The sequence below is a fragment of the Falsiroseomonas sp. E2-1-a20 genome (assembly GCF_051433195.1).
Classification (GTDB): Bacteria; Pseudomonadota; Alphaproteobacteria; order Acetobacterales; family Acetobacteraceae; genus Falsiroseomonas.
Genome location: NZ_JBHMFT010000004.1, coordinates 215,864 through 240,871, shown reverse-complemented (window position 1 = coordinate 240,871; position 25,008 = coordinate 215,864). Strand labels below are relative to the sequence as shown.

The following is a 25,008-nucleotide window of genomic DNA, read 5'->3' as shown; positions in this document are numbered from 1 at the left end:
CCTTCGGCGATCACGCTCTAGCCCGACCGCCGCTTCAGCATCCGCAGCGCATCCCGCAGGTCGAGCCCGCCCAGCAGCTGCGCCATGCCGAAATAGGTCACCATCCCGCAGCCGACGAGCAGGGCCAGCGCCGCGAAGCGGGCGAGGCTGCCCACCACCGGGAACAGCGCGGCCTCCAGCCCCCACAGCACCGCGCCCATCGCCACTGCGGCCAGCAGCAGCCGCGGCACGCGTTGCCGCAGCCTTCGGTCCAGCACCAGCTGCCGACGCCGCACCAGCAGCACCGCCAGGATGCCGACATTCACCCAGGCAGCGATCGAGGTCGCCAGCGCCACGCCGACATGCGCCAGCAGCGGCATCAGCACCAGGTTCAGCGCCAGGTTCAGCGCCACCACGAAGATGCCGATCTTGACCGGCGTGGCGGTATCCCCGCGCGCGAAGAAGCCGGGCGTCAGCGCCTTCACCAGCACGAAGGCCGGCAGGCCCAGCGCGCCCGCCATCAGCGCCGCCGCGGTGGCCGAACTGGCGGCGGCGCTGAACTGGCCACGTTCGAACAGGGTGGTGACGATGGCCCCCGCCGTGACGATCATCGCCAGGGCGGAGGGCAGGGCGAAGGCCAGCGACAGCTCGATGGCGCGGTTCTGGCTGCGATGCGCCGCCAGCGCCCGGCCGGTGCGCAACTGCCGCGACAGCAGCGGCAGCAGCGCCGTGCCGACCGCGGCGCCGATGACGCCGAGCGGCAGTTGCGCGACGCGGTCGGCATAGTACAGGTAGCTGACGGCGCCGGCCGGCAGCAGCGAGGCCAGGATGATGTCGATGGCCAGGTTCAGCTGCGTCACCCCGGCCCCCAGCAGCCCCGGCAGCATCCGCTTCAGCACCAGGCGCACATCCGGCGTCAGGCGCGGCCGGGTCAGCGGGTTGATCGCCATGCCGGCCATCCGCACCGCCACCAGCAGCAAGGCGAGCTGCACCACGCCGGAGGCCGCGACCCCCCAGGCCAGCGCGTGGCCGGGCGTCGCGACATAGGGCGTCAGCCCCAGCAGCGCCGCCATCATCACCAGGTTGAACAGCACCGGCGTGGCGGCGGCGGCGGCGAAACGGTCCATGCCGTTCAGCACGCCGGAGACCAGCGCCGCCAGGCAGATGAACAGCAGGTAGGGAAACGTGATCCGCGTCAGCTCGACGGCCAGCGGAAACCGCTCCGCCTCCCCCACGAAGCCGGGCGCCAGCACGAACAGCACCTGCGGCATGAAGACGATGCCGAGGATCACCAGCCCGGACAGCCAGAGGCTCATCAGCCCCGCCAGGGAATTCGCCAGCGCCCGCGCCTTGGCCGGGCCATCCAGCGCGAAGCTGCCGGCGAAGGCGGGCACGAAGGCGGAATTGAACGCGCCCTCCCCGAACAGGCGCCGGAACAGGTTCGGCAGCTTCAGCGCAATGAAGAAGGCATCCGCCACCGGCCCGGCGCCGAGCCGGGAGGCGATCAGCATGTCCCGGGCAAAGCCGAGGATGCGGCTGGCCATGGTCCAGCCGCCGACGGTGAAGACACTGCGAAGCATGCGCCCTGTGTAGGGGGTAATCGCCCGCACCGAAACCGGGGGCAGGGCCCATGCGGGCCGGCGCAAGTCCTTGCCGCGGTGCAGCGGGCCGCTTAGGTGAGGCGTGACATACTGCCCCCCCCCTCTGCGAGTCAGAAATCTCGATCATGAGCGATACCCAGGACACGCCAACCCCCGCCGAGACGGCCAGCGCGGCGCCTGAAACCCAGCCGAACGGGCACCAGGCCGAGTCGCCGCCGCCCACCGATGCCGAGCGCATCGAGATGCTGGAGGCGGAGCTCGGCCAGATGCGCGACAAGTGGCTGCGCGCCGAGGCCGACATGCAGAACCTGCGCAGCCGCACGAAGCGGGAGGCCGAGGATGCCCGCCTCTACGCCGTGCAGAAATTCGCCCGCGACGTGGTGGAGACGGCGGAGAACCTGCGTCGCGGCCTCGACAGCCTGCCGCCGGCCTCCGAGGACGAGCCCGAGCTTCTCGGCAAGCTGCGCGGCGGCTTCGAAAGCGTGGAACGCGCCTTCGTCTCCGTGCTGGAGCGCCACGGCATCGCCAAGGTGGAGGCCCAGGGCCAGCCCTTCGACCCGGAGCTGCACCAGGCGATGGCCGAGCAGCCGGCGCCCGAAGGCAGCGAGCCCGGCACCGTCATCCAGGCCTGGACCCCGGCCTGGACCCTGCACGGCCGCCTTTTGAAGCCGGCGATGGTGGTGGTGGCCGGCAAGGCCTGAAGGCCTAGCCCCGGCGCCGCCGGCGGCGCATCCGCACCCAGACCAGCGCCGCCACCACCGGCACCATCACGGCCAGGATGATGTCCAGCCGCAACCCGGTGGTGCCGAAGGGCACCGGCTTCAGCGCATAGCCGGCCAGCGACAGCACGTAGTAGCTGATGCCGGCGACGGAGAGCCCTTCCACCGTCTCCTGCAGCCGAAGCTGGGCGCGGCCGGTCTCGGCCATGGCGGCCAGCAGCTTCTGGGTCTGCGCTTCCTGCGCCACGGCGACGCGGGCGCGCAGAAGGTCCACCGCCCGGCCGCAGCGGACGGACAGGGCGGAAATCCGCGCCCCCGTGGCCTGCACCGTGGCCAGCGCCGGGTCCAGCCGGCGTTCCAGGTATTCCGTCAGCGTCGGCAGCCCGTGCAGCCGTTCCTCCCGCAGCACCTGCAGCCGGCGGCCGACCAAAGCGTGGTAGGCGTGGGCGGCGGAAAACCGGTCCGCGGTGGCGTTCGCCAGTTGCTCGATGCCGGTGGCGAGGTCGGACAGCTCCTCCAGCGCCTCGCGCTCCGCCTCCAGCTCCTCCAGCGCCGTCAGCCGGGCGGAGAGCGAGGCGAGGCGGTCGGAGGACCGGGCGAGGTCGCCGGAGGCGGCGCGGGCCTGCGGCAGGGCGAGCAGCGCGAACAGCCGGTAGGTCTCGATCTCCCACAGCGCCTGCGCCAGCCGGCCGGTCAGCGCCGGGGTCAGGCCGTGGTCCTGCAGCAGCACGCGGGTGAAGCCATCCGGCCCCAGCCGGAAATCGGTCCAGGCGGTGGCGGCGCCGCCGGCGAGGGAGGCTCCGGCCAGGCCATCCGGCGCGAAGCAGCCGGGCGGCGGCGCCTCATCCTCTCCGTCCGTCCGGAGCACCGCGATATGGGCGGCGACCAGCGTGTGGCCGGGCAGGCCCGCCAGCCAATCGGTCGGCACCGCGGCGATGGCCGTGAAGGCGAAGGGGTCGTCCGGGTGGTCGGATACGCCGGGGCGCAGGAAGGTCCAGCCATCGAATTCGGTATGGCGTTCGTAGCGCAGCCGGAAGGCGCCGAAATCCGCCAGCACGAAATCGGCCCCCGGCGCCGGCGGCGTGACGCCGTAGCGCCGGCACAGCACCGCCAGGTGCGCCACCGCGGCGCCGCGATCCGCCCCCGATTCACCGGCCAGCGCCAGGCGGCTGATGGCCACAGGCGTGTGCAGGGGGAGCGGGGGCCGGGCATGGAGTTCGCCCGTCAGCACGTCGCGCTGCGGGTGGGGGGGGAGGTTCTGGATCATGTCGCGGTCGCACCTTAGGCATCGCGGCGCGCCGCGAACAGCAGATTGCTTGGCGTCCGGGGTCTTGTCCGCCGCCCCCTGCCTGAATACATGACGGACGCGAGGCGGCGGGTGCGAAACCCGTCCGCCGCTTCCGTGAACCACCCCCCTACCCCACCACCATCCGTCAAGGATCTGGGGGCGGGCGCGGTGCCGAAGGGTTCTTCACCCATGGGCCGCCCCCGTCCGCCGCACAGGAGATAGACTCGGATGAGCAAGGTCATCGGCATCGACCTCGGCACCACCAATTCCTGCGTCGCCATCATGGAAGGCAAGGACGTCAAGGTCCTGGAGAACGCGGAAGGCGCCCGCACCACCCCCTCCATGGTCGCCTTCGCCAAGAATGGCGAACGCCTGGTCGGCCAATCCGCCAAGCGGCAGGCCGTCACCAACCCGACCAACACGCTGTACGCCGTAAAGCGCCTCATCGGCCGTCGCTTCGACGACCCGATGGTGAACAAGGACAAGGGCCTGGTGCCCTACAACATTGTCCGCGCCAGCAACGGCGACGCCTGGGTCGAAGCCGACGGCAAGCCCTACGCGCCGCAGCAGATCAGCGCCAATATCCTGACCAAGATGAAGGAAACCGCCGAGGCGTACCTGGGCGAGAAGGTGACGCAGGCCGTCATCACCGTCCCCGCCTACTTCAACGACGCCCAGCGCCAGGCGACCAAGGAAGCCGGCTCGATCGCGGGCCTCGAGGTGCTGCGCATCATCAACGAGCCGACGGCGGCCGCGCTGGCCTACGGCATGGACCAGAAGAAGGGCGGCACCATCGCGGTGTACGACCTGGGCGGCGGCACCTTCGACGTCTCGATCCTCGAGATCGGCGACGGCGTCTTCGAGGTGAAGTCCACCAACGGCGACACCTTCCTGGGCGGCGAGGATTTCGATGCCCGCGTCATCGACTACCTGGCCGATGAGTTCAAGAAGGAGCAGGGCATCGACCTGCGCGGCGACAAGCTCGCCCTGCAGCGGCTGAAGGAAGCCGCCGAGAAGGCCAAGATCGAGCTGTCGTCCTCCAAGCAGACCGAGGTGAACCTGCCCTTCATCAGCGCCGACGCCTCCGGGCCGAAGCACCTGGTGATGCAGCTCAGCCGCGCCAAGCTGGAAGCGCTGGTCGACGACCTGATCACCAAGACGCTCGAGCCCTGCAAGCAGGCGCTGAAGGATGCGCAGGTCACCGCCGGCGAGATCGACGAAGTGATCCTGGTCGGCGGCATGACGCGCATGCCCAAGGTCATCGAGCTGGTGAAGCAGTTCTTCGGCAAGGAGCCCGCGCGCAACGTCAACCCGGACGAGGTCGTGGCCATCGGCGCCGCCATCCAGGGCGGCGTGCTGAAGGGCGACGTCAAGGACGTGCTGCTGCTCGACGTGACCCCGCTGTCCCTGGGCATCGAGACGCTGGGCGGCGTGTTCACCCGGCTGATCGACCGCAACACCACCATCCCGACCAAGAAGTCGCAGGTCTTCTCGACGGCCGACGACAACCAGTCCGCGGTCACCATCAAGGTGTTCCAGGGCGAGCGCGAGATGGCGGCCGACAACAAGCTGCTCGGCCAGTTCGACCTGACCGGCCTGCCCCCCGCCCCGCGCGGCGTGCCGCAGGTGGAGGTGACCTTCGACATCGACGCCAACGGCATCGTGTCGGTCTCCGCCAAGGACAAGGCGACGGGCAAGGAACAGCAGGTGCGCATCCAGGCCAAGTCCGGCCTCTCGGATGCTGACATCGAGCGGATGGTGCGCGACGCGGAAGCCAATGCGGACGCCGACAAGCAGCGCCGCGCGGCCGTGGAAGCACGGAACGGCCTGGATGCCCTGGTCCATTCGACCGAGAAGACAATTCGGGAAAATGGCGACAAGGTCCCGGCCGGCGAGAAGGCCGAGGTCGAATCCGCCATCGCGGCGGCGCGGACCGCCATGGAGGGCCAGGACCTCGACGCCATCGCCAAGGCCAACGAGACCCTGTCCCAGGCCGCGATGAAGATGGGCGAGTCGCTGTACAAGGCGCAGGCCGCCCAGGCCGAAGCCGGTCCCGCGGATGGCGCCCAGGGGAACCCCGGCGGCAACCCGAACGACAAGGTGGTGGACGCCGAGTTCGAGGAGGTTGATCCGAACAAGAAGAAGCCGTCATAAACCACGGCTTCTTCCGGATCACCTGAACCGGCGCGCCCGGCTTCCGTACCTTCCGGGTACGGGGCCGGGCGCTGCCTTGTCGACCACGCCGCCCCGCGAGGACCCCCGGGACCATGGCCAAACGCGACTACTACGAAGTCCTGGGCGTCGCCCGGGACGCGAGCGAGGAGGACCTGAAGAAGGCCTACCGCAAGCTCGCCATGCAGCACCACCCGGACCGCAACAAGGGCGATACGGGGTCGGAAGCGAAGTTCAAGGAGGCCAACGAGGCCTACGACGTGCTGAAGGACGCCGAGAAACGCGCCGCCTATGACCGCTTCGGCCATGCCGCCTTCGAACAGGGCGGCGGCGGTGGCGGCGGCGGGGCCGGCTTCGGCGGCGGCAACCCCTTCGGCGGCGCCTTCGAGGACATCTTCGAGGAAATGTTCGGCGGCCTCGGCGCCCGCGGCCGCGGCGGCAGGCCCGCCGCCGGGCGCGGCAACGATTTGCGCCAGCAGGTGGATGTGACGCTGGAGGAAGCCTTCTCCGGCGTGAAGAAGACCATCCGCGTGCCGTCCTCCGTCGTCTGCGAGGCCTGCAAGGGCAGCGGCAGCGAAGGCCCGGCGGCACAGGCGGCGGCCACCTGCACCACCTGCAACGGCGCCGGCAAGGTGCGGGCGCAGCAGGGCTTCTTCCTGATCGAGCGCACCTGCCCGACCTGTTCGGGCAGTGGCCGCATCATCAAGAACCCCTGCAAGGTCTGCGCCGGCCAGGGTCGCACCCAGCGCGACCGCACCCTGTCCGTCACCATCCCGGCGGGCGTCGAGGACGGCACCCGCATCCGCCTGTCCGGCGAGGGCGAGGCCGGGCTGCGCGGCGCACCGGCCGGCGACCTGTATGTCGACGTGGCGGTGAAGCAGCACGCGCTGTTCCAGCGCGACGGCGCCAACATCTTCGTCCGTGTCCCGCTGCGGATGACGCAGGCGGCGCTGGGTGGTGGTGTCGAGGTTCCGGTGATCGATGGCGGCCGCGCCCGCGTCACCATCCCGGCCGGCACCCAGACCGGCGACCAGTTCCGCCTGCGCGGCAAGGGCTTCTCCGTGCTGCGCTCCGCCGCCCGCGGCGACATGTATGTGCAGGTGGCGGTGGAGACGCCGCAGAACCTCTCGAAGCGGCAGCAGGAACTGCTGGCCGAATTCGAGGCGGATTGCGAGAAGACCGGCCGCAGCAGCCCGGAAACCGAGGGCTTCTTCGCCAAGGTCAAGGAGTTCTGGGACGGGTTGGGCCGCTAGGCCGCGGCCTGGCTGCAACTGTCAAGTTTTTTCCGATGTGGATGGAACCTGCCGGGGCAGGCCCACGTTGGGAACTCCGACCGCCGTATCCCCCCTGCGGCGGCCCCGGCAGGCGGTGGCGCGGTTCCCCTGGTCCCAACCCGCGCCACCGCCGGCCCCCCCTCCCTTGACCCCCGACACAGCCTTCGCGCAGCCTGCGGCACGAAACCGCGGGGGCGCCACCACATGATCCGCATCGGCATAACCGGCGTGGCCGGCCGCATGGGGCGCCTGCTGGCGGAGGAGATCGTCGCGGCCGGCGCCACGCTGTCCGGCGGCACCGTGCGCCCAGGCTCGGATCGCGCCGTACCCGCCAACATCACCCTGATGCCCGACGCCGCCGCGCTGTTCTTCGCCAGCGACGTCGTCATCGACTTCACCCATGCGGAGGAGGCGGTGCCGCACGCGACGCTCGCCGCCCGCACCGGCACGCACCTGGTCCTCGGCTCCTCCGGCCTGTCGGCGGCGCAGGAACGCGCGGTGGCGGAGGCGGCGACGCAGGCGCCCATCGTTCACGCCGCCAATTTCGCGCCCGGGGTGAACCTGGTGCTGGCCCTGGCCGAACGCCTTGCCGCCGCCCTGCCGGGCGAGAGCTACGACGCCGAGATCATCGAGATGCATCACCGCCAGAAGGTCGATGCCCCCTCCGGCACCGCCATCGCCATCGGCCGCGCCGTCGCCGCCGGCCGTGGCACGACATTGGAGGACGCTGGCAGCGAGAGCGGGCGGGATGGCCACACCGGCGCGCGCGGCACCGGCACCATCGGCTTCGCCGCGCTGCGCGGCGGCCAGGTGGTCGGCGACCACACGCTGCTGTTCGCCTCCGCGACCGAGCACATCTCCCTCACCCATCGCAGCTTCGACCGCCGGTCCTATGCGGTGGGCGCGGTGCGGGCGGCGCTGTGGCTGCGGGGCCGGCCGCCGGCGCTGTATTCCATGATGGATGTGCTCGGCATGCGCTGATGCGCTGGGATGCCGCGGCGATCTGCGCGGCGACCGGCGGCGTTGTCTGGCACGTGGCCGCGATCGCCGCGCTGCCGATGCTGCGCCGCCACGGCCTGCTGACCGCGTCGGACCTCGTCGCGCTGTTCGAGGTGCCGGAGCCCGAGGCGACCCGGCTGCTGGAGCAGAACCGCAGCCGCTTCGTCACCCTGGCCCATCCCCGGCACGGCCAGGTGGAGCTGCGCCGCCAGCAGATGTGGGACAGCAAGCTCGGCCCGGCCCTGGCCGGAAGCGGCACCTCGCCCGCCGCCTGGCGCCGGCATATCAATGGCCATGTCTTCTTCTGGCTGGATCGTGATCGCGCCGAGGGCCTGGCCCGGGCGGACCCACGGCGTCCCCAGGTGGCGCTGCGGATCGATGCGCGGCGGCTGCTGGACCGCCATGGCGACGCGGCCTGGCTCACCCCGATCAACACCGGCGCGGTGCGCCACCCCGGCCACCGGCGCAGCCTGGCCGACTGGCACCGCCTCGGCGCCTATGCCGATGCAAAGGGCCGGCGGCCGGTGGAGCTGGCCCTGAAACGATCGCTGCCGGACCTTGCGCAGGGCCTGCTGATGGACCCCTGGCCAGCCGGCTGAGGCCAGGTCTGCGCCTCGGCTTGACCCCGCTACAGTGCACTGCAATACGCACCCATCCCGGATCCCCCGGGCCATCCAGCCAGGCCGGGGCGAACCGGTCTTCCCGCGACAAGAGGCCGAATCACGCCATGCGCGACACAGGCGAATACCTTTTCACGTCCGAAAGCGTCTCCGAAGGCCATCCGGACAAGGTGGCGGACCGCATTTCGGATACCGTGCTCGACGCCTACCTCTCGGCCGATCCCTATTCCCGCGTGGCCTGCGAGACGCTGGTGACCACCAACCGCGTGGTGCTGGCGGGCGAGACCCGGGGCCCCGGCAACGTGACGCCGGAACTGCTGATGCACCTGACGCGCATGGCGATCCGCGACATCGGCTATGAGCAGGAAGGCTTCCACTGGCAGAACGCCAGCGTCGAGTGCCACCTGCACGCGCAGTCCGCGCACATTGCGCAGGGCGTCGATGCGGCCGGCAACAAGGATGAAGGCGCCGGCGACCAGGGCATCATGTTCGGCTATGCCTGCCGCGAGACGCCGGAGCTGATGCCCGCGCCGCTGTACTACGCCCACCTGATCCTGCGCCGCATCAGCGAGATGCGCCGCGCCGGCGACCTGGCCGTGTCCGGCCTGCTGCCGGATGCCAAGTCCCAGGTGACGCTGAAATACGTGGACGGCAAGCCGGTGGGCGCCACCAGCATCGTCGTCTCGACGCAGCACGAGGAACGCCTGGACCAGGCCGAGATCAAGCGGATGATCCGCCCGATCATCGAAACCAGCCTGCCGAAGGGCTGGATGTGCCCGGACAACGAGCTGTACGTGAACCCGACCGGCACCTTCGTCATCGGCGGACCGGACGGTGACTGCGGCCTGACCGGGCGCAAGATCATCGTCGACACCTATGGCGGTGCCGCCCCGCATGGCGGCGGCGCGTTCAGCGGCAAGGACCCGACCAAGGTCGACCGTTCCGCGGCCTACGCGGCGCGCTACGTGGCGAAGAACGTCGTCGCCTCCGGCATCGCGGACAAGTGCACGATCCAGGTAAGCTACGCGATCGGCGTCTCCAAGCCGCTGTCGGTGTATTTCGACCTGCACGGCACCGGCCAGGACGTGGACGAGACCAAGCTCGCCAAGGTGATGGACGGGCTGATGAACCTGTCCCCGCGCGGCATCCGGGAGCATCTGCACCTGAACCGCCCGATCTACGCCGTGACCAGCGCCTACGGCCATTTCGGCCGCACGCCGGATGCGGAGAAGGGCACCTTCACCTGGGAGAAGACCGACCTCGCGGACGAAATCCGCCGGGCCTTCAACCGGTAGTCCACGCCAACCCACATTGACCTGTTGGGCGGCGGGCGCAGGCTCGCCGCCCCTTTTCTTTTCGAGGCCTGCATGACAGCGGACCGTCCTCCCCTGGCCGAAGGCGTTCCCGACCGGCTCTATGGCCGCCAGCGCGGCCACAAGCTGCGGCCGCGGCAGCAGCGCCTGCTGGACGAGACATTGCCGCGCCTGCGCCTTTCGCCGGACCAGGCCGCCGACCCGCACGCGGCCTTCGGACTGCCGGATGCGCCGCTGTGGCTGGAGGTGGGCTTCGGTGGCGGCGAACACGCCCTGGAACAGGTCCGCGCGCATCCTCGGGTCGCCTACATCGCCTCCGAGGTCTTCGAGAACGGGCTGTGTTCCCTGCTCACCCGGCTGGTGCCGGAGGGCGGGGAAGCAACGGCACCGCTGCCGGCCAATCTGCGCCTGTGGCCACAGGATGCGCGCCACCTGCTCGGCCTGCTGCCGGCGGGGGCGCTGGACCGGCTGATGCTGATGTTCCCCGACCCCTGGCCGAAATCGCGCCATGCCAAGCGCCGCTTCGTGCATCCGGAACTGCTGCCGCTGGTCGCCCGCGTGCTGCGGCCGGGCGGCGAGTGGCGCATCGCCAGCGACGACCCGACCTACCAGGCCTGGGTGGCGGAGGTCTTTGCCGGCACCGGCCTGTTCACCCCGGCCGAGCGCCATACCACCCGCCCGGAAGGCACCCCTGGCACCCGCTACGAGGCCAAGGCGATGCGGGAGGGGCGGCAGCCGGTCTGGTGGGTGTTCGTGCGAAGCTGACTCCGCTTGCAGCGGCCACGCCGCTTCGCTATATCCTGTGACACGAGTTCGCTTTCCGATGTGTCCGGGAGGTGGCCCCTAACCGGGCCGCCTTTTTTGTTGGCCGATCCTGGCCCCGGGCGTTTCGGCCTGGAATGCACGCATGGACGACGACCAGCCACAACATGAGGGCCTCGAGGCCCGGATCGCCACGAGCATCCTGCCCACGCTCGGCCAGCTTGGCTACGAGCTGGTCCGCGTGCAGGTGAGTGGCAAGGAACGCCCGGTGGTCCAGATCATGGCCGACCGCGCGGATGAGGCGACCTTCACCGTTGAGGATTGCGAGGCGATCAGCCACGCCGTCGGCGCCGTGCTGGACGTGGAAGATCCAATCCGCGGCGAATGGCAGCTGGAAGTGTCCTCCGCCGGCATCGACCGCCCGCTGACCCGCGCCAAGGACTGGAACCGCTATGCCGGCCAGCTGGCACAGGTGGAACTCGCTGTGCCGCAGGATGGCCGCAAGCGCTTCCGCGGCATCGCGCTGGGCGCCGATGCGGCGGAGGCGCGGCTGCGGCTGGAGGATGGCACCGAGCTGGTGGTACCCCGCGGCAACATCCGCCGCGCCAAGCTGGTGCTGACCGACGAGCTGATCGAGGCCAGCGCGGCGCTGGCCGCGGCCGCGAATGCACGGCGCGCCGAGAGCCAGCCGGCCGAAAACTTGCCAGTCGAAAACTTGCCAGTCGAAAACTTGCCAGCCGAAGACGTCTCCGACGAAACCGACGATTCCAAGAGGAACTGACGCCATGGCGATGGATGTCGCGATCGCGCGCCCGGAACTGCTGCTGGTGGCGGATGCCGTCGCCCGCGAGAAGATGATCGAGCGTGACGAGGTGCTGGAGGCGATGGAGCAGGCCATCCAGAAGGCCGGCCGCGCCAAGTATGGCCACGAGAAGGACATCCGCGCCGTCATCGACCGCAAGTCGGGCGAAGTGAAGCTCTCCCGCTGGACCGAGGTGGTGGACGCCGAGCCGGTGGAGAACGAGGCGACGCAGCTTTCGCTGCGCATCGCGCAGAAGATCAAGCCGGGCATCATGACCGGCGAGTTCATCATCGACCCGCTGCCGCCGATCGATTTCGGCCGCATCGCCGCACAGACCGCCAAGCAGGTGATCGTGCAGCGGGTGCGAGAGGTCGAGCGCAACAAGCAGTACCTGGAATACAAGGACCGCGTCGGCGAGATCATCAACGGCGTCGTCAAGCGCACCGAATACGGGAACCTGATGGTCGAGCTCGGCAAGGCGGAAGCCCTGCTGCGCCGCGACGAGACCATCCCGCGCGAGGCGTTCCGGAACGGCGACCGGGTCCGCGCCTACATCTACGACGTGCGGGAGGAACCGCGCGGGCCCCAGATCTTTCTCTCCCGCACCCATCCCGGCTTCCTGGCAAAGCTGTTCGCGCAGGAAGTGCCGGAGATCTACGACGGGATCATCGAGATCAAGGCGGTGGCCCGCGACCCCGGCTCCCGTGCCAAGATGGCGGTCATCTCCCGCGACAGCAGCATCGATCCGGTCGGCGCCTGCGTCGGCATGCGCGGATCGCGCGTGCAGGCCGTGGTGCAGGAGCTGCAGGGCGAGAAGATCGACATCATTCCGTGGTCCGGCGACCAAGCAACCTTCATCGTCAACGCCCTGGCCCCGGCCGAGGTCACCAAGGTGGTGCTGGACGACGATGCGCGGCGGGTCGAGGTGGTGGTGCCGGACGACCAGCTTTCGCTGGCCATCGGCCGCCGCGGCCAGAATGTGCGCCTTGCATCGCAGCTCACGCGCTACGATGTAGACATCCTGACCGAGGCCGAGGAATCGGAACGCCGGCAGGAGGACTTCCGCAAGCGCAGCGGATTGTTCGTCGAGGGCCTGGATGTCGACGACGTCATCGCCGGCCTGCTGGTGACCGAGGGCTTCGGCTCGATCGAGGACATCATCAACGTCGACGATGAGGAACTCGCAGAGATCGAGGGCTTCGACGAGAACGTCGCCACCGAGCTGAAGCGCCGCGCCCAGGCCTTCCTCGACAAGATCGAAGGTGAGATGGACGAGAAGCGCCGCGAGCTGGGCGTGGATGACGCGGTCGCCGAGGTCGGTGGCTTCTCCCCCGCCATGCTGGTGGCGCTCGGCGAGAAGGGCGTGAAGACGCTGGAGGACCTGGCGGATCTGGCGGGCGACGAGCTGGTGGAAATCCTCGGCACCGATGCGGTGGACGAGGATACCGCCAACGCCGTGATCCTGGCCGCGCGCCAATCCGCCGGCTGGTTCGGAGACGAGGACGTTGCCGGCGCCCACGCCGCGGCGCATGGCGGCTATGAGTATGCCGAGGGCGAGGACGCCCCCGAGAGCGAAGACGAAGGCGCCGAAGGCGCGGACGTGCCGGCCGAAGGGGAGCCCGCGGATGAAACCGCCGGCGAGCCCACCGATGGGGAACAAGACGACGCAGCCCGCTCATGACACCCAGCCCGATGACCTGACGCCGGACGACTTGACGCCCGACCTGCCGGACGCCGACGAGCCGGAGACCGGCCCGCTGCGGCGGTGCCTGGTAACGCGGGAACGGCTGCCGAAGGAGGCGATGCTGCGTTTCGTGCTGTCGCCGGACCGCCAGTTGGTCCCCGACCTGAACGCAAGGCTGCCCGGCCGGGGAATGTGGTTGAGCGCGCGGGCCGATGTGTTAGAACGTGCCGCGACCCGTGGGGCCTTTGCCAAGGCCGCGCGTGGTCCGGTGCACGTGCCCCCCGACCTTCGCGCGCGGATCGAGACCGGCCTGCAGGGGCGGGTCCGCGATCTCATCGGCCTCGCCCGGCGCGCCGGGCAGGCGGTGAGCGGTTGGCAGGCAGCCCTCGAATGGCTGCAGGCAGGGCGCGCGGCGCTGCTGGTCCAGGCTTCGGACGGCAGTGCGGCGGAACGGGCCCGGTTGGTGGGGCTCCGGCAGGTCCCGGCGGTGACGCCGCTGACCGGCACGGAGCTTGGGGTGCTGTTCGGACGTGACCGGGCAGTGCATGTTGCAGTGGCGCCAGGAAAGCTGGCGCAGGCGATCGCGGCGGAAGCCGCACGGCTCGCGGGCGTCGCCGCCGCGGCCGACAGCAGGGGTGCCGCGCCAAAAGCGCCACCCTAGGCGGACTGCCCCCCTCGGCCGAAGGCCGGGGTTTTGTTCCCGGCCCATCGCCGGGGATTCGATCGTCGCGCTCCGTGTTCCAGGGGTGCGGTTAAGACTTCACCCGCGCTTGCGCGGACTGCACAGGGTGTCGCGCTTCGGCGCGGCTGGATATGACGGACGAAAGATCAGGTTCGGATCGGCGGATGAGCGACCAGAACGACCAGGATGCGGCCAAGGGCCGGCTCTCACTCCGGCCGGGTGGACGCCTGGAGCTGGGCAAGACGGTGGATGCTGGCAGCGTGCGCCAGTCCTTCAGCCATGGGCGCAGCAAGGTGGTGCAGGTGGAGGTGCTGAAGAAGCGCGCCGCCCCGGCCGCCGCACCTGCGCAGGCCAGGCCCGGGGTCTCGCCGCCAACGCCAGGCGCGGCAGGCCCGCGTCCGGCCGTGGGCGGGCCGCCGAAATCCGGCAGCGCCGCGCCGGCCGGCAAGCCGCCGGCGGCCGCAGGTCGCCCGCTGACGCAATCGGAACTCGCCACGCGCCAGCGCGTGCTCGAGGAGCAGCGCCGCGCCGAGGCGCAGCGCCAGCGGGAGGAGCGTGAGCGTCAGGCCCTTCAGGTCCGCTCCGCCGCCGAGGAAGCGCAGCGTCGCGCCGAGGAGGAGCGTCGCCGCGCCGAGGACGAGGAACGCCTCGCCGCCGAGGAGGCGCGTCGCGCCGCCGAGGAAGCGCGCCGCGCACCGAAGCAGCCGGTGGTCGAGCCGGAGCCGGAGGAGGAGCCGCAGGCCCCGCCTGTCGCCGCCGCACCCACCCCGGTGGAATCTGGGCCGACGCCAGCGGCCGCACCGCAGCCGCCGGTACAGCCGGCGTCCCGTGGCCCGGCGCCGCGTGCCGCGGAGCCCACCCAGGCCCGCTCGCCGTCCGGTCGCCCCGGCATGCCGTCCCTGGCCCGTCCGATGGCGCAGCCGCTGCGCACCGGCCGTCCCGGCCCGGTGCCGACGGCGCTCGGCGCACGGCGTCCCGCCGCGGCCGCCCCGGCTCCGGCCGCGCCGCCCGGCGCCGTGCCGGGTGCGAAGCCGGCCGCGCCTGCCAGCGATACGCCCGCCGCCAAGCTGACGCTCAAGGCCCGCACGCCGCTGGCCGACGAGGACGAGGCACCGCGCGGTGTCATCCGTCGCCCCGGCATGCCCGGGCCGGCGGGTGCCGCGAAGAAGCCGGCGCTTCCGCCGGCGAAGAAGTCCCTGGTGCCCGGCGGCGACCGGCGCCGCGACGGCCGCATCGACGTCTCGGCCGCGATCGAGGGCGAGGATGAGCGCACGCGCTCCATCGCCTCCGTCCGCCGTGCCCGCGAACGCGAGCGCCGGCAGCAGGAGTTGCAGCGTCTGCGCTCGGGCGCCGAGAAGGTGGTGCGCGACGTGGTCGTGCCGGAAGCCATCACCGTGCAGGAACTTGCCAACCGCATGGCCGCCCGTGGCGGCGAGGTGGTGAAGGCGCTGTTCCGCATGGGCGTGATGGCCACCCTGACCCAGTCCATCGACGCCGACACGGCGGAGCTGGTGGTGCAGGAATTCGGCCACCGTGTTCGCCGCGTCTCCGAAAGCGACGTGGAAATCGGGCTGGAGGGCGAGGTGGATGTCGACGCCGACATGCTGCCGCGCGCGCCGGTCGTCACCATCATGGGTCACGTCGACCACGGCAAGACCAGCCTGCTCGATGCCCTGCGCCAGGCCGACGTGGCCGCGCGGGAAGCCGGCGGGATCACCCAGCACATCGGCGCCTACCAGGTGACCGTGCCGAGTGGCCAGAAGGTGACGTTCATCGACACGCCGGGCCACGCCGCCTTCACCGCCATGCGCGCCCGTGGCGCCAGCGTGACGGACATGGTGGTGCTGGTGGTGGCGGCCGATGACGGCGTGATGCCGCAGACCATCGAGGCCATCAACCACGCCCGCGCCGCCAACGTGCCGATCATCGTTGCGATCAACAAGATCGACAAGGAAGGCGTGCGGCCGGAGCGCGTGAAGCAGGAACTGCTGCAGCACGAGATCGTGGTCGAAAGCCTGGGCGGCGAGACGCAGGAGATCGAGGTCTCGGCGACCAAGAAGCTGAACCTCGACCGTCTGCTGGAAGCCATCGCGCTGCAGGCCGAGATCCTCGACCTGCGGGCCAATCCGGACCGCGCCGCCGAGGGCACCGTCATCGAGAGCCGGCTGGACCGCGGTCGCGGCCCGGTGGCCACCGTGCTGGTGCAGAAGGGCACGCTGAAGACCGGCGACATCGTCGTGGCCGGCGCCGAGTGGGGCAAGGTTCGCGCCATGCTCGACGACAAGGGCCGCCAGCTGAAGACGGCGCTGCCGTCCCTGCCGGTGGAAATCCTGGGGCTTTCGGGCGTGCCGACGGCCGGCGAGAACTTCATCGCCGTCGAGGACGAGACCAAGGCCCGCGAGATCAGCGAGTTCCGCACGCGCAAGCTGCGGGAGAAGCAGGTGGCGGCGGTTTCCGCCGGTCGCGGCAGCCTGGCCGACATGCTGGCCCGCATCCAGGCGGGCGCGCAGAAGGAAGTGGCCGTCGTCGTCAAGGCGGACGTGCAGGGCAGCGCCGAGGCGATCGCGGTCACGCTCGGAAAACTCGGCAACGAGGAAGTCCGCGTGCGCATGCTGCACAGCGCGGTCGGCCAGATCACCGAGAGCGACATCCAGCTGGCCAAGGCCTCCAGCGCCGTCATCGTCGCCTTCAACGTCCGCGCCACCACCCAGGCGCGCGACCTGGCGACGCGCGACGGTGTCGAGATCCGCTACTACTCCATCATCTACGAGGTGGCGGACGACATCGAGGAGCTGGTGCGCGGCAAGCTGGCGCCGGTGCAGCGGGAGAAGTTCCTGGGCTACGCCCAGATCCTGCAGGTCTTCGAGGTCAAGCGCATCGGCAACGTGGCGGGTTGCCGCGTGACCGAGGGCGTCGTGAAGCGCGGCTGTGGCGTGCGCCTGCTGCGGGATGGCACCGTCATCCACCAGGGCGAGCTTTCGACACTGCGTCGCTTCAAGGACGACGTGAAGGAAGTGACCAACGGCTACGAGTGCGGCATGTCCTTCGTGAACTACAACGACATCCGCGTCGGCGACCAGATCGAGTGCTACGAGACCGAGACGGTCGCCGGCACGCTCTGACGCTTCACTGGCCGCAGGATGAAGGGCGCGGCGCACCAGCGCCGCGCCCTTTCCCGTTGAAGGATTGACCCAGATGGCTCGCAAGACCCGCGATGCCGCGGATGCGCCGCGGCGCGATACCAATTCCGCAATCGACCGCGCCACGCGCCCCGCCGCGAAGAAGGGCGGCGCGCAGGGGCCCAGCCAGCGGCAGCTGCGCGTGGCGGAGGAAATCCGGCACGCGCTCTCCGCCGTCTTCACGCGCGAGGAATTCCGCGACCCCGACCTGTTCGACCTCAAGGTCACGGTGACGGAGGTTCGCGCCTCCCCCGACCTCAAGCACATGACGGCCTTCGTCAGCGGCCTGGGCAAGGATCTGTCCCCGGCGCAATTCGCCGGGCTGAAGCGCATCCAGCCCTTCCTGCGCACGCAGGTCGCGAAGGCCGTGCGCCTGCGGGTGGCGCCGGAGCTGCATTTCCAGCCGGACACCGCGCTCGACTACGCCATGCACATCAGCAAGGTGATGCAGCTTCCGGTGGTCCAGCAGGACCTCGGCAAGCCCGCCGAACCGCCTCAGGACTCCGAAGAACCGTGAACCAGCCCAGCCGCCACCGCCATCGCAGCAAGAAGCCCAAGGGGGTCGCCCTCGATGGCTGGCTGATCGTGGACAAGCCCTCCGGCATCGGCTCCACGGATGTGGTCAACAAGGTGAAGCGCGCCTTCGATGCGCAGAAGGCAGGCCACGGCGGCACGCTGGACCCGCTGGCCACCGGGCTGCTGCCGGTCGCTTTCGGCGCCGCGACCAAGACCGTGCCCTACGTCATGGACGGCACCAAGACCTACCACTTCACGCTGAAGTTCGGCGAGGCGCGCGACACCGACGATGCCGATGGCGCGGTGACCGCGACCAGCGAAATCCGCCCGACCGATGCCGAGATCGAGGCGGCGCTGCCCGCCTTCCGCGGCGACATCATGCAGGTGCCGCCGGCCTATTCCGCCATCAAGATCGGCGGCGAGCGCGCCTACGACCTGGCGCGCGACGGCCAGGTGGTGGAGATCGCGGCGCGCCCGGCCCGGATCGATCGCTTCGACCTGATCGCCCGCCCGGATGCCGATACCGCCGTCTTCCACGTCGAATCCGGCAAGGGCGTCTACATGCGCAGCCTCGGCCGCGACATCGCGCGCGCCGTCGGCTCCGTCGGCCACATCACGGCGCTCCGCCGCCTGCGGGTCGGACCCTTCCGGGAGGAACATGCAATTCCCCTGGACAGGCTGGTCGGAACCGGCGATACGCCTCCCCCTTCCCCGGACCTCCTGCTCCCGGTGACGACCGCGCTGGCCGACATCCCGGCACTGGCCGTCACGGCGGAGGAGGCCATGCGTCTCGATCAGGGCCAGGCGATCAGCCTGGTGGAACTGATGGGACGGATTCCTCGCAACGCCGATCCCGAAGGGGGCCTGCTGCGCGCGATGGCGGGGGAGCGTCTGCTCGGCCTGTGCCGGCTGGAGAGCGGTTGGATGCAGCCCGAACGGCTGATCCAGCTCGATTCCGGGCAACAGTCGCGCAACGTGGCTTAACCCTGACCTGGAAGGATATCTGATGTCGACGACGACCGAAGCGAAGCCCGCCCCCAAGATCATCTCGGCGACCGATGTCGCCGCCCGCGCGGCGCTGATCAAGGAATACGCCACGAAGCCGGGCGACACGGGTAGCCCGGAGGTTCAGGTCGCCCTGATCTCCGCCCGCGTCACCATGCTGACGGAACACCTGAAGGCCCACCCGAAGGATTTCCACAGCCGGCGCGGCCTGCTCGTGCTGGTCGGCCAGCGCCGTGGCCTGCTGGACTACGTGAAGCGCAAGGACCAGAAGCGCTACGAGACGCTGATCGGCCGCCTCGGCCTGCGTCGCTGATCCCGGCGGCGGCCGGGGGTTCCGCCCCCGGCCGCGCCGAACCTGCGGAGTTCCTGCCCGTGCTCGCCTTGCGCGTGATCCCCTGCCTGGACGTCAAGGACGGACGGGTGGTCAAGGGCGTCAACTTCCTCGAATTGCGCGATGCGGGCGACCCGGTCGAACAGGCGCGCATCTACGACCGCGAAGGCGCGGACGAGGTCACCTTCCTCGACATCGGCGCGAGCCATGAGGGCCGCGACACCATCCTCGACGTCGTCTCCCGCACCGCATCGCAGGTCTTCATCCCGCTGACCGTGGGCGGCGGCGTGCGCCATGTGGACGACATGCGCCGGCTATTGCTGGCCGGCGCCGACAAGATCTCCATCAACTCCTCCGCCGTCGCCGATCCGGCGCTGGTGACGCGTGGCGCGGAGGCCTTCGGCAGCCAGGCCATCGTCGTCGCCGTCGACGCACGCGGCAATGGCCAGGGTGGGTGGGAGGTCTTCACCCATGGCGGCCGGCGCGGCACCGGCATCGACGCGGTGGATTGGTGCCGGCAGGCCGAGGCGCGCGGCGCGGGGGAGATCCTGCTGACCTCGATGGACCGCGACGGCACCCGCGCCGGCTTCGACCTGGACCTGCTGCGCGCTGTGCGGGCCGCGGTCCGTCTGCCCATCGTCGCCTCGGGCGGGGTGGGGGAGGCGCGGCACTTCGTCGAAGGCGCGCAGGCCGGCGCCACCGGGCTGCTCGCCGCGAGCGTGTTCCACTACGGCCAGATGCGGATCGGCGAGGCGAAGGCGGCGCTGGACGCCGCCGGCCTGCCGGTGCGGCCCCTGGCGGAGTCCACCTGAATGGCCAAGACCGCGAAGACCCGCACCGGCAAGGCGCCTGTTGCCAAGCGTCCGGCGGCCAAGCCCGCCAAGGCGAAGCCCACGAAGGCCGTGAAGGCCGTGAAGGCGAAGCCGGGCAAGGCGCAGCGCAAATCCGCCAAGGTGGCCGCCGCCCTGCCCATCCCGGCCTCGATCCCGGTGCCGGAGCGGCTGGCCCGCCCGCGCGCGCTGGCCGCCGGCAACGGCGCCCTGGCGCCCTTCGCCGTGGACGGCGCCGAGGCCGGCATCCTCGACATCCTGTGGCGCACGGTGGAGGCGCGTCGCGCCGCCGGCGACATCGCCACCTCCCACTCCGCCCGCCTGCTGGCGCGCGGCACGCCGAAGGTGGCGCAGAAGCTGGGCGAGGAAGCGGTGGAATGCGTCATCGAGGCGACGCTGGGCAACCGCGCCGCCACGGTGCTGGAAAGTGCCGACCTGCTGTATCATCTGGTGGTCGTCTGGGTGGATGCCGGCATCGATCCTTCCGAGGTCTGGGCCGAACTCGCCCGTCGCCAGGGCATCTCCGGCATCGCGGAAAAGGCCGCCCGGCCGAAGGCACTGGTCCGCGCGGCGAACACGACCAAGCTGCCCTGATCCGTCCTGCCCGCGTGGCGCGTACCGCTTGCGCCTTCGGCCCCGCCTCGCCAGAACAGGGGCGATCCACCGGAGAGCCACGATGCGCGTGACCGGCCTGCCGCCCTACGACCCCGGCAACATCTTCGCCCGCATCCTGCGCGGCGAGATTCCGGCGCAGACGCTGCATGACGATGCCTTCGCGCTGGCCTTCCGCGACATCAACCCGCAGGCACCGGTGCATGTGCTGGTGATCCCGAAGGGCGCCTATGTCAGCCAGGCGGATTTTGCCGCGAACGCCTCAGACGCCGAAATCGCCGGCTTCTGGCGTGCCGTCGGCAGCGTCGCTCGCGCGTTGGGGCTGGAGGAGCAGGGCTACCGCATCCTGTCCAACATGGGCGAGGATGCCGGGCAGGAGGTGCCGCATTTCCATGTTCATATCTTCGGCGGCCGCCGGCTCGGCCGCATGGTTCCGCAAGCCGGGAGCTGAGGGATGATCGGCGCCGAGGCCGAGGCCCGGGCGGCGCTGGCCGCCATCGGCAGCCTGCCCGACGCCGAGATCGACATCGCCCAGGCGGCGCTGCAACTCGCCCGCATCGACGCGCCGGCGCTGGACTGGCGGGCGGGCGCCGAGCACCTGACGGCCCTGGCGCGAGAGGCCGTGGCGGCCGCGACCGCCGACCCGGTCGCCGATGCCGGCGATCCCTCCCGCCGCCGCGCCGTGCTGGCCGAGGTGATCCATGGCCGCTTCGGCTACGGCGGCGATGGCGACACCTATGAGGACATGGCGAACGCCAACCTGCTGCGGGTGATCGAACGGCGCCGCGGCCTGCCGGTGGCGCTCGGCATCCTCTGGCTGCACGCGGCGGAGGCGGCGGGGTGGGAGGCGCATGGCGTGGACTTTCCCGGCCACTTCCTGGTGGCCCTGGCCGGACGCGGCAAGGTGGTGGTGGATGTCTTTGCCGGCGGCACCGCCATGGATGCACGCGACCTGCGTGCCACGCTGAAGCGCTTCGCCGGCGACCAGGCGGAACTCGGCCCGGCCAGCCTGGCGCCGATGGACCGCCGCGCCGTGCTGCTGCGGCTGCAGAACAACATCAAGGTGCGCCGCCTGCGCGACGGCGACCTGGCCGGCGCCGTCGCCTGCACCGAGGACATGCTGCGCATCGCCCCGGATGCCGCGCCGTTGTGGCGGGAGGCCGGGCTGATGCACCAGCGCCTGGACCATATCGGCGCCGCCATCGCGGCGCTCGAGACCTTCCTGACCCTGGCACCGGAGGGGGTCCAGGCGCTGCGGGTACGCGGGCTGCTGGAGGAGCTGCGCCAGCGGCTGAACTGAGCCGCCGCGCGCTCAGCCAGCCGGCGCGCAGCTGGTGAAGGTGACGCGCAGCACCGTATTGTTCCGCGTCGAGCCGCCCGGCGTCATCGTCTGGATCGAGGCCTGCCCCCCGGCCGGCAGCACGCCGGAGCTGATGGAGGTGGATTTCCGGCTGTTGTTGCCCGACAGCTCGACATTGGCGGTGATGCGCACCGGGGCGGTGCCGTCGTTGCGGACGGTCAGGAAAATGTTGTTGAGGCCGAGGCTGCCGTTATGCGTCGCCATCGGCGTCCGCAGCCGGCAGCCATTCATCGTATTGCCCGTCGACAGCAGGGTCGGCCCGCTCCAGGTATACGCCGCCTGCGCCACCGCCTGAGCCGGGGCCAGGGAGGCAACGCCGCTGCACAGCAGGGCGGCCGCGATGATCTTGCGCATGGTTCAGAGCTTCCCCTTCATCCGGCGCGATTGCCGGTGCAGGGGCAGAATGAACCGGCAGGGCGTTCAGGTCGATGCGGCGCTGCCGATCCCGGCGATAGATCAGGCCTTGGCGTGCGCCGACCGCAGATCCGCGACGAAGGCGGAGAAGCCCTCGGCCTGCAGGGCCGGGTCGGGCAGCCGCAGCAGGTAGCTGGGGTGGACGGTGGCAAACACCGGATGCCCGGTCAGCCCCGTCACCACCTGCCCGCGCGTCTTCAGCACCGGCAGCTTCCTGCCCGTCACCGCGAGCAGCGCGGAAGCCCCCAGCGCGACCACCATGCGCGGCCCCACCGCCGAGATCTCGCGGGCCAGGAACGGCCGGTAGTAGGTGATGTCGCCGGCGTCCGGCGACTGGTGCAGGCGGCGCTTGCCGGTGGGCGTGTATTTGAAGTGCTTCACCGCATTGGTCATGTAGGTCTCGGCCCGCGCCACGCCGGCCTGTTCCAGGGCGCGGTCCAGCAGGCGTCCGGCCGGGCCGACGAAGGGACGGCCGGCGATGTCCTCCTCATCCCCAGGCTGTTCCCCCACGAACAGCAGCTTCGCGCCGACCGCACCCTCGCCGAACACCGGCTGGGTGGCGCGCGCGGCGAAGTCCGGCAGGTCGGGGCGGGAGAGCAGGTCCTGGCGCAGATCGGCCAGGGCGCGCTCGGGGTCCGGATGGGCGTCGAGGGCGGTGAACAGGCTCATATCCGCCGGAACGCGGGCCGGCGCCGAAAGATGCGCATCGAGGTACCGGGCGTCCTGCGGCCGCGGGTTCGGCGCGGAGGCACCCCGCGCCACCATCTCCGCCACCCGGCGCGGGGCCTCCGCCATCAGGCGCGGGATCTCCGCCGCCTCCGGCAGGTTGCGCCAGTATTTGCGCGGCATCTCGGCCCGCATGGCGCCGGGCTTCAGGCGCGCCGGGTTGAAGATGGAGACGTAGTAGGCGCGCCACAGCGGCTCCATGGCGTCGTCCGGCGGCACGTCGGCGCGGCGGCCACCGGGGCCAAAGGCCAACGCCTGCCCGTCCCAGGCGACGCTGCGGCGCGGCGTGACGATGGACCAGCGCAGGCTGGCGAAGCGCCGGACGAAGAAATCCGCCTCGGCTTCCTCGATGTGGTGGTCGGGCTCGAACCAGGCGACGTGGCGCGGGCCGTCCTCGGCCTGCACCTCCCGGAAGCGGACGAAGGCATGCATCTTGTGCGCGTCGCGCCGCACCGCCTTCACCAGGGTGGAAAGCCGGATGATGGCGGGGTCGGTCGCCATCTGCATCAGGTGCCGCTCCCCCTGCACAAGCCGCCAGAGCAGGCCATACAACAGCGCGAAGCGTTCGCGATCGCTGTGCCGGATGGCGACGGTGGCCTGTTCCACGAAGGCGCGCGGCACGCCGAGCGGCGCCATGGAGACCGGCGCCGGCGCCTCCGCGAACAGCCCCGCGGCCTCGCCCGCCACCTGCCATTCCACCGCCTCCGGCGGGATGCCGGCCGCCACCAGGCCACGCGCCGCCTGGCGCCAGGCGGTGAAATCGGCGGGGCCGGGCAGGGTGGCCAGGTGGATCATCAGAACAGCGAAAGCTGCGCCGGGCGGGCGCCACCGGGCAGGGCCATGGCAAAGCCGGTGGCGGGCAGCAGCAGGCGGCGCAGGCCGGGGCTGTCCAGCCCGCGCGGCGCATGGTCCGACAGCACCACGAAGGGCAGGATTTTTGACAGTTTCACCCGCAGCCGGCCCAGATCCGCAACGCGCAGCGTGGTGTGGCGGCGGGCCGCGAGCAGCCGGTCCACCGTCTTCGCGCCGAGTCCCGGCACGCGCAGCAGCGCCTCCCGCGGCGCCCGGTTCAGGTCCACCGGGAAATCCTGGCGGGACCGCAGCGCCCAGGCGGTCTTCGGGTCCAGCTCCAGGTCCAGCATGCCGTCCTGGCCGCCGGCCATGATCTCCTCGCGGGAGAAGCCGTAGAAGCGCAGCAGCCAATCCGCCTGGTACAGCCGGTGTTCCCGCACCAGCGGCGGCGCGACCGGCGGCAGCAGGCGGGATGCGTCGGGAATCGGACTGTAAGCTGAATAATAGACGCGCCGCATCCGGTAGCTGGCGTAGAGGTCCGTCGCGGTGCCGAGGATCGCGCCGTCATCCGCCGCATCGGCGCCGACGATCATCTGCGTGCTCTGCCCGGCCGGCGCGAAGCGCTTCGGCGCCGCGCGGCGGGCGGTCTTCACCTCGTCCTGCGAGCCCTCGATCCGCGTCCGCAGGCCGGCCATGGCATGCCGGATCCGGCGGAAATTCTTCTCCGGCGCCAGGGATTCCAACCCGGCGACGGTCGGCAGTTCCATGTTGATGGACAGCCGGTCGGCGTACAGCCCGGCCTCCGCCAGCAACTCCGGCGCCGCATCGGGGATGGTCTTCAGGTGGATGTAGCCGCGGAAGCCGTGGTCCAGCCGCAGGGTCCGCGCCACGCGCACCACCTGTTCCATGGTGTAGTCCGGCGAGCGGATGATGCCGGAGGACAGGAACAGCCCCTCGATCGTGTTGCGGCGATAGAAGCCGAGCGTGAGCTGCACCACCTCCTCCACGGTGAACCGCGCCCGCGGCGTGTTGGAGGAAGCGCGGTTGATGCAGTAGGCGCAGTCGAAGACGCAGGCATTGGTCAGCAGCAGCTTGAGCAGGGAAATGCAGCGCCCATCCGGCGCATAGGCATGGCAGATGCCGCTGCCCTCGGTACTGCCGATCCCGCCCTTCAGGCTGTTGCGCTTGCTGGTGCCGGAGGAGGCGCAGGAGGCATCATACTTCGCCGCATCGGCCAGGATTTCGAGTTTCTGGAGAAGCTCCATGGGCGCGGGCATCCTGGGGCAGGGTCTCAGTTCATATTATGTTCTCCGCCACGGACGCAAGGCCGCCCGGTGTCGGAAAACCT

Annotated in this window: 23 protein-coding genes; 18 read left to right on the top strand and 5 right to left on the bottom strand. The window is 70.8% G+C overall.

Annotation, left to right across the window (positions count from 1 at the left end; genetic code table 11):
- Positions 1–17: 17 nt before the first annotated feature.
- On the bottom strand, positions 18–1,559 hold the full coding sequence (murJ, locus tag ACFHPP_RS07700) for a murein biosynthesis integral membrane protein MurJ (RefSeq protein ID WP_437162678.1): 1,542 nt from the start codon (positions 1,557–1,559) through the stop codon (positions 18–20).
- A 146-nt stretch (positions 1,560–1,705) separates the two neighbouring features.
- Here murJ and ACFHPP_RS07695 point away from each other — a divergent pair, with 146 nt between their 5' ends.
- Positions 1,706–2,281: a nucleotide exchange factor GrpE gene (locus ACFHPP_RS07695; protein ID WP_437162677.1), complete on the top strand. Its 576-nt coding sequence runs from the start codon at positions 1,706–1,708 to the stop codon at positions 2,279–2,281.
- A 4-nt stretch (positions 2,282–2,285) separates the two neighbouring features.
- Here ACFHPP_RS07695 and ACFHPP_RS07690 read toward each other — a convergent pair whose 3' ends face one another.
- A complete protein-coding gene (locus ACFHPP_RS07690) occupies positions 2,286–3,566 on the bottom strand; it encodes a DUF3422 family protein (RefSeq protein ID WP_437162676.1) in 1,281 nt (426 codons plus the stop codon).
- Between the two features lie 249 nt (positions 3,567–3,815).
- On the opposite strand from ACFHPP_RS07690, the gene dnaK reads away from it, so the two are divergent.
- The 17 genes from dnaK (at position 3,816) to ACFHPP_RS07605 (ending at position 21,668) form a co-directional block, all read left to right on the top strand.
- Positions 3,816–5,741: a molecular chaperone DnaK gene (gene dnaK, locus ACFHPP_RS07685; RefSeq protein WP_437162675.1), complete on the top strand. Its 1,926-nt coding sequence runs from the start codon at positions 3,816–3,818 to the stop codon at positions 5,739–5,741.
- Between the two features lie 113 nt (positions 5,742–5,854).
- Entirely contained in the window at positions 5,855–7,012 is a 1,158-nt protein-coding gene (gene dnaJ / locus ACFHPP_RS07680; RefSeq protein WP_437162674.1) for a molecular chaperone DnaJ, read from the top strand.
- A 228-nt stretch (positions 7,013–7,240) separates the two neighbouring features.
- Positions 7,241–8,014 (top strand): 4-hydroxy-tetrahydrodipicolinate reductase, encoded by a 774-nt coding sequence (dapB, locus tag ACFHPP_RS07675; RefSeq protein ID WP_437162739.1) that lies wholly within the window; start codon positions 7,241–7,243, stop codon positions 8,012–8,014.
- The gene (locus ACFHPP_RS07670) at positions 8,014–8,631 is read left to right on the top strand and encodes a DUF7002 family protein (RefSeq protein ID WP_437162673.1); all 618 of its coding nucleotides are present in this window, start codon (positions 8,014–8,016) and stop codon (positions 8,629–8,631) included. The genes dapB and ACFHPP_RS07670 overlap by 1 nt, the downstream gene beginning before the upstream one ends.
- A gap of 128 nt (positions 8,632–8,759) precedes the next feature.
- Positions 8,760–9,947 carry a methionine adenosyltransferase gene (gene metK / locus ACFHPP_RS07665; protein WP_437162672.1) on the top strand — a complete coding sequence of 396 codons (1,188 nt, stop codon included), beginning with the start codon at positions 8,760–8,762 and terminating at the stop codon, positions 9,945–9,947.
- Positions 9,948–10,019: 72 nt separating this feature from the next.
- Positions 10,020–10,730 (top strand): tRNA (guanine(46)-N(7))-methyltransferase TrmB, encoded by a 711-nt coding sequence (gene trmB, locus ACFHPP_RS07660; protein ID WP_437162671.1) that lies wholly within the window; start codon positions 10,020–10,022, stop codon positions 10,728–10,730.
- A 142-nt stretch (positions 10,731–10,872) separates the two neighbouring features.
- Positions 10,873–11,508: a ribosome maturation factor RimP gene (gene rimP, locus ACFHPP_RS07655; protein WP_437162670.1), complete on the top strand. Its 636-nt coding sequence runs from the start codon at positions 10,873–10,875 to the stop codon at positions 11,506–11,508.
- A gap of 10 nt (positions 11,509–11,518) precedes the next feature.
- Positions 11,519–13,210 carry a transcription termination factor NusA gene (nusA, locus tag ACFHPP_RS07650; protein ID WP_437162738.1) on the top strand — a complete coding sequence of 564 codons (1,692 nt, stop codon included), beginning with the start codon at positions 11,519–11,521 and terminating at the stop codon, positions 13,208–13,210.
- Positions 13,155–13,874 carry an RNA-binding protein gene (locus ACFHPP_RS07645; protein ID WP_437162669.1) on the top strand — a complete coding sequence of 240 codons (720 nt, stop codon included), beginning with the start codon at positions 13,155–13,157 and terminating at the stop codon, positions 13,872–13,874. Before nusA ends, ACFHPP_RS07645 begins: the two co-directional genes overlap by 56 nt.
- Positions 13,875–14,059: 185 nt before the next feature.
- Complete coding sequence (gene infB, locus ACFHPP_RS07640) at positions 14,060–17,017, top strand: translation initiation factor IF-2 (RefSeq protein ID WP_437162668.1); 2,958 nt, start codon at positions 14,060–14,062, stop codon at positions 17,015–17,017.
- 73 nt (positions 17,018–17,090) lie between these two features.
- On the top strand, positions 17,091–17,591 hold the full coding sequence (gene rbfA / locus ACFHPP_RS07635; protein WP_437162667.1) for a 30S ribosome-binding factor RbfA: 501 nt from the start codon (positions 17,091–17,093) through the stop codon (positions 17,589–17,591).
- Positions 17,588–18,574, top strand: a complete 987-nt coding sequence (truB, locus tag ACFHPP_RS07630; protein ID WP_437162666.1) for a tRNA pseudouridine(55) synthase TruB — start codon at positions 17,588–17,590, stop codon at positions 18,572–18,574. The genes rbfA and truB overlap by 4 nt, the downstream gene beginning before the upstream one ends.
- A 22-nt stretch (positions 18,575–18,596) precedes the next feature.
- Complete coding sequence (gene rpsO / locus ACFHPP_RS07625) at positions 18,597–18,908, top strand: 30S ribosomal protein S15 (protein WP_437162665.1); 312 nt, start codon at positions 18,597–18,599, stop codon at positions 18,906–18,908.
- 59 nt (positions 18,909–18,967) lie between these two features.
- A complete protein-coding gene (hisF, locus tag ACFHPP_RS07620) occupies positions 18,968–19,738 on the top strand; it encodes an imidazole glycerol phosphate synthase subunit HisF (protein ID WP_437162664.1) in 771 nt (256 codons plus the stop codon).
- Positions 19,739–20,350 carry a phosphoribosyl-ATP diphosphatase gene (locus tag ACFHPP_RS07615; RefSeq protein ID WP_437162663.1) on the top strand — a complete coding sequence of 204 codons (612 nt, stop codon included), beginning with the start codon at positions 19,739–19,741 and terminating at the stop codon, positions 20,348–20,350.
- A gap of 82 nt (positions 20,351–20,432) precedes the next feature.
- Positions 20,433–20,819 carry a histidine triad nucleotide-binding protein gene (locus tag ACFHPP_RS07610; RefSeq protein WP_430668404.1) on the top strand — a complete coding sequence of 129 codons (387 nt, stop codon included), beginning with the start codon at positions 20,433–20,435 and terminating at the stop codon, positions 20,817–20,819.
- 3 nt (positions 20,820–20,822) lie between these two features.
- Complete coding sequence (locus ACFHPP_RS07605; protein ID WP_437162662.1) at positions 20,823–21,668, top strand: SirB1 family protein; 846 nt, start codon at positions 20,823–20,825, stop codon at positions 21,666–21,668.
- A 12-nt stretch (positions 21,669–21,680) separates the two neighbouring features.
- Here the strand turns inward: ACFHPP_RS07605 and ACFHPP_RS07600 are convergent, their stop codons facing one another.
- From ACFHPP_RS07600 to ACFHPP_RS07590, 3 genes are all read right to left on the bottom strand, one after another.
- Positions 21,681–22,082: a hypothetical protein gene (locus ACFHPP_RS07600; protein WP_437162661.1), complete on the bottom strand. Its 402-nt coding sequence runs from the start codon at positions 22,080–22,082 to the stop codon at positions 21,681–21,683.
- 102 nt (positions 22,083–22,184) lie between these two features.
- Positions 22,185–23,663 (bottom strand): UdgX family uracil-DNA binding protein, encoded by a 1,479-nt coding sequence (locus tag ACFHPP_RS07595; RefSeq protein ID WP_437162660.1) that lies wholly within the window; start codon positions 23,661–23,663, stop codon positions 22,185–22,187.
- On the bottom strand, positions 23,663–24,925 hold the full coding sequence (locus tag ACFHPP_RS07590) for a putative DNA modification/repair radical SAM protein (protein ID WP_437162659.1): 1,263 nt from the start codon (positions 24,923–24,925) through the stop codon (positions 23,663–23,665). Before ACFHPP_RS07590 ends, ACFHPP_RS07595 begins: the two co-directional genes overlap by 1 nt.
- Between the last annotated feature and the right edge of the window lie 83 nt (positions 24,926–25,008).